At 62.6% G+C, this 6,043-nt stretch carries 7 protein-coding genes and 1 pseudogene; 5 read left to right on the forward strand and 3 right to left on the reverse strand.

The window, feature by feature from the left end; all coding sequences use genetic code 11:
* Window positions 1-1,042 (reverse strand): methionine--tRNA ligase (locus ABYW26_RS09260; protein WP_372604521.1); only part of this gene is annotated, 1,042 nt, incomplete at its 3' end.
* Window positions 1,043-1,234: 192 nt separating this feature from the next.
* On the opposite strand from ABYW26_RS09260, the gene ABYW26_RS09265 reads away from it, so the two are divergent.
* The 4 genes from ABYW26_RS09265 (at window position 1,235) to ABYW26_RS09280 (ending at window position 4,218) form a co-directional block, all read left to right on the forward strand.
* A complete protein-coding gene (locus ABYW26_RS09265) occupies window positions 1,235-1,690 on the forward strand; it encodes a hypothetical protein (protein WP_372604522.1) in 456 nt (151 codons plus the stop codon).
* A gap of 78 nt (window positions 1,691-1,768) precedes the next feature.
* Window positions 1,769-2,812 carry an aldo/keto reductase gene (locus ABYW26_RS09270; protein WP_372604523.1) on the forward strand — a complete coding sequence of 348 codons (1,044 nt, stop codon included), beginning with the start codon at window positions 1,769-1,771 and terminating at the stop codon, window positions 2,810-2,812.
* An 11-nt stretch (window positions 2,813-2,823) separates the two neighbouring features.
* Window positions 2,824-3,321 (forward strand): thioesterase family protein, encoded by a 498-nt coding sequence (locus ABYW26_RS09275; protein ID WP_372604524.1) that lies wholly within the window; start codon window positions 2,824-2,826, stop codon window positions 3,319-3,321.
* Window positions 3,322-4,218 carry an EamA/RhaT family transporter gene (locus ABYW26_RS09280; protein WP_372604526.1) on the forward strand — a complete coding sequence of 299 codons (897 nt, stop codon included), beginning with the start codon at window positions 3,322-3,324 and terminating at the stop codon, window positions 4,216-4,218. It abuts the gene before it with no gap.
* A 3-nt stretch (window positions 4,219-4,221) separates the two neighbouring features.
* Here ABYW26_RS09280 and ABYW26_RS09285 read toward each other — a convergent pair whose 3' ends face one another.
* Together ABYW26_RS09285 and ABYW26_RS09290 are read right to left on the reverse strand one after the other, a co-directional pair.
* Window positions 4,222-4,944 (reverse strand): NUDIX domain-containing protein, encoded by a 723-nt coding sequence (locus tag ABYW26_RS09285; RefSeq protein ID WP_372604527.1) that lies wholly within the window; start codon window positions 4,942-4,944, stop codon window positions 4,222-4,224.
* The gene (locus tag ABYW26_RS09290; RefSeq protein WP_372604528.1) at window positions 4,902-5,285 is read right to left on the reverse strand and encodes a DUF983 domain-containing protein; all 384 of its coding nucleotides are present in this window, start codon (window positions 5,283-5,285) and stop codon (window positions 4,902-4,904) included. Before ABYW26_RS09290 ends, ABYW26_RS09285 begins: the two co-directional genes overlap by 43 nt.
* 229 nt (window positions 5,286-5,514) lie before the next feature.
* On the opposite strand from ABYW26_RS09290, the pseudogene ABYW26_RS09295 reads away from it, so the two are divergent.
* Window positions 5,515-6,043: pseudogene (locus tag ABYW26_RS09295) on the forward strand (hypothetical protein); the annotation flags it as partial.

Consider the following 6,043-nt stretch of genomic DNA (forward strand, 5'->3'; position numbering starts at 1 on the left):
AGAACTGTCCGCCGTCATAGTTCAAGTAGTTGAAAGACTTGATGTAATCGACCAGCTTCCAGGGTTCGCCCGAGCCGAGGATTGTCGCAGGGAACGACAGGGTGTGGAAAGGGACGTTATCCTTGCCCATGAACTGAACATAGCGCACGTCTTCGGCGCCCAGATCAGTGCGCCACCAGCGTTGCCATGCCGCGTCATCCAGACCGTTGGCATCGGCCCATTCAGCGGTCGCGCCGATATATTCGATCGGGGCGTCGAACCAGACGTAGAACACCTTGCCTTCCATGCCCGGCCACGGCTGATCGCCCTTGGCCACCGGCACGCCCCAGTTCAGATCGCGGGTAATGCCCCGGTCCTGCAACCCGTCGCCGTCATGCAGCCATTTCTTGGCGATCGAGGTGGTCAGCACCGGCCAGCCCTGTTGGCTGTCGATCCATTGATCAATCTCGTCCTTCATCGCTGATTGGCGCAGATACAGGTGTTTGGTCTCGCGCACTTCCAGATCGGTCGAGCCGGAAATTGCGCTGCGCGGGTCGATCAGGTCGGTCGGGTCAAGCTGCTTGGTGCAGTTTTCGCATTGGTCGCCACGGGCCTTGTCATAGCCGCAATTGGGGCAGGTGCCCTCGATATAACGGTCGGGCAGGAACCGGCCGTCGGCATTGGAATAGACCTGTTTCTCGCTGACTTCTTCGATAAAGCCGTTCTCGGCCAGCTTGGCGGCAAGATGCTGGGTGATTTCGCGGTTCCGGGCCGAGGACGAGCGACCGTAAAAATCGAACGACAGCCGGAACCCGTCGGCCAGTTCGGCCTGAACGTCATGCATCCGGGCACAATATTCGGCTACGTCTTCGCCGGTCTTGGCGGCGGCCAGCTCGGCCGGGGTGCCGTGTTCGTCGGTGGCGCAGATGAACATCACCTCATGGCCGCGCTGGCGCATATAGCGGGCATACAGATCGGCCGGCAATTGCGAGCCGACCAGATTGCCCAGATGCTTGATCCCATTGATATACGGCAGGGCCGAAGTGATGAGGATACGTGCCATGTGCGTTGCCTTTGTCCCGGTTTGGCAAGGGGTTTAACGCCGGTTTGTGAAAAGGGCCAGAGGGGACATCGGCACCGGCGCTTGGGAAAAGCTCGGGTGCCGTTGCGTTCAAATGCGCGAATATCAACATATTTTAGGACAGGAAGATGTTCCGTCGCTACGCTGAAGCCTTCATCATTCAGGGAGGATTAGATGAAACTCAGGATCGGATTTGCCGCGCTGCTGGCGCTGGCGGTGTCGGTTTTCGCCAATGGCGCAACCGCGACCCAGTTGGATGACGGCGTGAAACGCATCGCGTTTCAGGTCAGCGACGACGCACCGGGCACTATGACCAAGGTGCTGAACAACGCCGCGAATTTCGCCTCGGCGATGAACGAAGCGGGCGAGGACTATATCATCGAGATCGTGGCCTATAACGCCGGGCTGCACATGTTCCGCACCGACACCTCGCCGGTGGCCGAGCGGATGATGAACTTTCCGGCCAGCGTGCCCAACGTGCAATTCTCGGCTTGCGGCAACACCTTGGCAGGCATGGCCCGCAAAGAGGGCAAAGAGCCGGAACTGTTCGACTTCGTCAACGTGGTGCCCGGCGGGGTGGTGCGGCTGATGGAGTTGGACACGATGGGCTATTTCGTTATTCGGCCCTGACCTGACCCTATCGGGGTTGCGCCCGATTGCCTGAACGATAGTCTGCCTCGGGAATTTGAATAGGTTTCGGAGGCAGACATGCGAAAAACCACTCTTGGCCGCAGCGGCATCGAGGTCACCGAGATTTGCCTTGGCTCGATGACCTGGGGTTCGCAGACCTCGCAAGACGATGGCCATGCCCAGATCGACATGGCGCTGGATCGCGGCATCAATTTCATCGACACCGCCGAGATGTATCCGGTGAACCCGGTCAAGCTGGAAACCGCTGGCCGCACCGAGGAAATCATCGGCAACTGGTTCGCCAGAACCGGGCGGCGCGATGACGTGGTGCTGGCCACCAAGATCACCGGCAAGGGCTCGGCCGCGGTCAAGGATGGCCCCGAGATCACCCCGGCGCGCATCCTGTCGGCGATCAACGGCTCGCTTGGCCGGTTGCAGACCGATTATATCGACCTTTACCAATTCCACTGGCCCAACCGTGGCTCGTATCACTTTCGTCAAAGCTGGCGGTTCGATCCGTCGAAACAGGACCGCGCCGCGACGCTGGACAATATGCAGGCCTGTCTGGAAACGCTGGACGATCTGGTCAAGGCCGGCAAGATCCGCGCCTTTGGTCTGTCGAATGAATCGGCCTGGGGCACGGCGCAATGGCTGCAACTGGCCGAGTCCGGCGCCGGGCCGCGCGTGCAGACGATCCAGAACGAATATTCGCTGCTGTGTCGGCTTTACGATCTGGATCTGGCCGAGCTGGGCCATAACGAGGACGTCACGCTGTTGGCCTATTCGCCGCTGGCGGTTGGGCTGCTGACCGGGAAATATGCTGGGGATGTCACGCCCGAAGGCTCGCGCCGTTCGGTCAACCCCGACCTGCATGGCCGCATCACCCCGCGGGTGTGGGAGGCGGTCTCGTCCTATCTGGGCATTGCGCATGATCACGGTCTGGACCCGGTGCAAATGGCGATCGCATGGATCAAGACCCGGCCGTTCCCGGTGATCCCGATCATCGGTGCCCGCACCATCGACCAGCTTGAGGTGGTTCTGGGCGCTGCCGATCTGACCCTTGGCGACGATGTGCTGAAAGCAATTTCCAAGGCCCACAAGGCCCATCCGATGCCGTTCTAAGGCCAGATCGGATGCAGCGGGTCTCGACCACCGCCGAAGTTCTGTCGCAACCGCACCCGGCGATTTCATTCGCCGGGCCGGTGCCACAGGACTGGGCCGATTTCAACGGTCACATGACCGAATGGCGCTATCTCAAGATGTTCGCTGACAGTTCGGAATGGCTGATGGCGGTTCTGGGCTGTGACCCGGCCTATATCGACGCCGGGCATAGCTTTTTCACCGCTGAAACCCATGTCTGCCATCTGGACGAGGCGCGGGTCGGTGAACATGTGCATTGTGCCGTGACCTGCCTGCGGGCCAGCGGCAAGATCCTGTATATCTGGCAGGAAATCTGTGCCGGCGACCGGGTGCTGGCCACGGCCGAGCAGGTGCTGATCCATGTCAGCCTTGCCAGCCGCAAGGGCGCGGCGCCGCTGTCTCCGGTGGCTGACAACATGGCGCAGCTTCAGGCGTTGCATGCCGATTTGCCAAGGTCCGACCGCCTGGGCCGCGCGATCAGGGTGAAATAAGTGCAACTGTGGATTCTGGTCACTTTGGCGGCGGCTGCGGTGCAGACGCTGCGGTTCATGCTGCAAAAACAGCTGAAAGGCACCGGGCTGTCGACCGGGGGCGCGACATTCTCGCGCTTTCTGTTCGCGGCGCCCTTGGCGGCGGCGGTGGCGGCGGTTCTGGTCACGCGCTCGGGCGTGGGCCTGCCCGAGATGCCGCCCCGGTTCTGGCTGTTCGCATGGGGCGGCGGTCTGGGACAGATCATCGCCACCTTCGCCACGGTGGCCCTGTTCGCCGAGCGCAACTTTGCCGTCGGCATCGCCTTTACCAAGACCGAAACCGTGCTGGTGGCGCTGTTTTCCGCCGTGGTTCTGGGCGAGGCGGTCAGCGGCGCGGGCTTTGCGGCGATATTGGTCGGCGTGGCCGGGGTGATCGTGCTGTCGCAACCGCCGGGCGCGATCCGGGCGGCGGGGCTGTGGAACCGGGCCACCGGGCTGGGCCTGATCGCGGGGGCGTTCTTTGGCGCCTCGGCCATCGGTTATCGCGGGGCGACGCTGGCGCTGGGGCAGGGCGATTTCTTTTTGCGCGCGGCAGTGGCGCTGTCGGTGGTCACGGCATCGCAAACCGTGGCGCTGGGCCTGTGGCTGATGTGGCGCGAGCCGGGCGAACTGCGCCGGGTGCTGGCGCGCTGGCGGGTGACGGCGCTGGTCGGGGTGACCGGGATGCTGGGCAGTCTGGGCTGGTTCACCGCCTTTACCCTGCAAAACGCCGCCTATGTGCGGGCGCTGGGTCAGGTCGAACTGATCTTCTCGATCCTTGCCACGATGCTGATTTTCCGCGAACGGATTTCCAGCCGCGAAGTCGGCGGCATGGCGTTGCTGACGCTGTCGATCGTGGCGATCATCCTGCTGGTGTAAGGATCAGGCGATCCGCAGGAATTCCGACACGTCGCGGCTGTTGTTGAAAAACGGCACGCTGGCGGGGGGCAGGCCTTGCTCGATCAGGCCCATAACCTCGGCCAGAACCACCTCGGTGATGAAGGGCAGGTTGAACTGGCGCGCCTGCGAGATCGGAATCCATTGCAGGTGGCTGAGCTCATCCTCGGCGCGGCTGAAATCATCAAGATCGCCGATCGCATTCTCGGCCTCGACCAGAAAGAACCGCGCGTCGAACCGGCGCGGCCGCCCCGGCGGGGTGATGGCGCGAAAGATAAAGTGAAAGCCTTCGGCGCTGGGCAAATGGCCCGACGCGGCGAAATCGCCCCAGCCCTCGGGCGCGGGCGTGGGCCATTGACCGGGCTGGCCAAGGATCAGGCCGGTTTCTTCCCAGACCTCGCGGATCGCTCCGGCCACCAGCGCCTGCGCCCGAGTGGCATCGGCCTGTTGGCATAGCCGGTCGGCACAGATCGCGGGCAGGGGGCGGGCGACGGGAACCTCGGCGTCGACCGCATCGACCGCGCCGCCGGGGAACACGAACTTGTTCGGCATGAACGCGGCTTTTGCGCCGCGCTGACCCATCAGCACGCTGGGATTGGTCGCCGCATCCCGCAACAGGATCACGGTCGAGGCATCGCGGATCGCGGTCTTGTCCAGAACTTGAGTCAGCTTTTCACTCCGCCGAAACCATGCATGCGTTTGGCCCATTGCAGAGCGACGAACGCGCCTTTGAACCGTGGCAAAAGATATAGCGAAAGCGCCACGCAGCCTACTGAAAAGACCGAGGCCAGCACCAGCGGATCGGGGCGGAACTTGACAAAGGCATACAGGATCGTCGGCGCCATCAGGTGCCCGACGACGATGATCGTCATATAGGCCGGGCCGTCATCGGCGCGTTGGTGGGACAGGTCTTCGTGGCAAACCGGGCAGCTGTCGCGCACTTTCAAATAGCCGCGCAGCATCGGGCCCGCGCCGCAATTCGGGCAGCGGCGACGCCAGCCGCGCACCAGCGCCGGTCCAACCGGTCGTTCTTGGGTATCAGCAGTCATGTCTTGTATTCCCAGTATCGCGCCGGACTCGGTCCGCGCCGTTCGATCCATAATATACATCTGATCCATTTATTACACGCCCCATGCGCCGGTTGCGGCGGGATGTCGCAAACTTTCTGCACCAAGGCGCGACGGAAACCGCGGGCGGCGGCGTATCAGGTTTATCAACGCGGATGAAACACCCGCGTCAGAGCAAAGAACACAAAGACTTTTACAGGAGGCGCAAGCCATGAAACGCAAGACTCTGATGACCACGATTTCGGCCCTGACCCTGGGTGCAGTTGTTGTTGCAACCGCGATCCCGGTCCTGGCCCATGGCCCCGAAGGTGGGATGATGGAGCGCCTGCAAGGCGGGCAGCAGCGCAGTTTCGGGCTGCTGGACACCGACAGCGACGGCAAGATCACCAAGGAAGAATTCACCGCCCATGTGCTTGAGCGCTTTACCTCGACCGATACCGATGGCGACGGTGCGCTGACCGCCGAAGAAATGATGGCGGTGCGTCCGGGTGGCTTTGAAGGTCCGCGTGGCGGCCATATGGGCGATCACCACGGCGAAGGTTACGGCGAACGCCATGGTGACGGGTATGGCGAACGTTACGGCCATGGCGAAGGCTACGGCGAACGTTACGGCCATGAGAAGGGCGAATATGGGCGCGAAATGGGCGAGCACGGCGGTCGCTTTGGCTACGATATGGGTGATCGGATGCGCGGCGCTGCCACGGCTGAAATGCGCGCCGAACGCGCGGCCCGTATGATCG

Source organism: Actibacterium sp. (genome assembly GCF_041584535.1).
Lineage (GTDB): Bacteria > Pseudomonadota > Alphaproteobacteria > Rhodobacterales > Rhodobacteraceae > Actibacterium_D.